Raw genomic sequence first — 587 nt, 5'->3', positions numbered from 1 at the left:
TGCTAAACAGAGGGCTAATAATACATAACCACCGGTCCAACCCATTAAGTACACACTGCCATCGTAGCCGAGTACTGAAATTAAGCCTGCCATAGAAATAAATGATGCTGCCGACATCCAATCAGCTGCGGTTGCCATACCATTGGCTACTGGTGGAACGCCACCACCCGCTACATAGAAATCGTTGGTGGAACCTGCTCGAGCCCAAATCGCAATACCAATATATAAAGCGAAGGTAGCGCCAACCACGATAAATGTGAGTGTTTTAATATCCATCGGGTTTACTCCTCCTCAACTTTATATTTTTTATCGAGCGCATTCATTTGCTTGATATAAATGAATATCAACACGATAAAGGTGTAAATTGCGCCTTGTTGTGCAAACCAAAAGCCCAATTTAAAGCCAAAGAAGGTGATGTTGTTTAAAACATCTACCAGTATGATACCGAACCCAAAAGATACGATGAACCAAACCGATAATAGCTTGAGCATTAACGAAAGGTTCTCTTTCCAATAGGCCTTGGCATGATCTTGCGATTCAAATGCCATGCGTGTGTCCTCCAGTTGTTGTTATCAGTGCCACCCTGT

Annotated in this window: 1 protein-coding gene and 1 pseudogene; both read right to left on the bottom strand. The window is 42.8% G+C overall.

Annotation, left to right across the window (positions count from 1 at the left end):
- Positions 1 to 276 (bottom strand): annotated as a pseudogene (locus VT06_RS17095) (cation acetate symporter); the annotation flags it as partial.
- Between the two features lie 5 nt (positions 277 to 281).
- Positions 282 to 548 (bottom strand): DUF4212 domain-containing protein, encoded by a 267-nt coding sequence (locus VT06_RS17090; protein ID WP_046555535.1) that lies wholly within the window; start codon positions 546 to 548, stop codon positions 282 to 284.
- Positions 549 to 587 lie beyond the last annotated feature (39 nt).

Origin of the sequence: Arsukibacterium sp. MJ3 (genome assembly GCF_000987765.1) — a bacterium.
Lineage (GTDB): Bacteria > Pseudomonadota > Gammaproteobacteria > Enterobacterales > Alteromonadaceae > Alishewanella.
The sequence above is the reverse complement of the archived record's forward strand: the minus strand, read 5'-3'. Positions and strand labels throughout refer to the sequence as shown.

Bases quoted from the DNA above. Each gene is read 5' to 3' on its own strand.
- VT06_RS17090 (WP_046555535.1), bottom strand. From the start codon at position 548: ATGGCATTTGAATCGCAAGATCATGCCAAGGCCTATTGGAAAGAGAAC.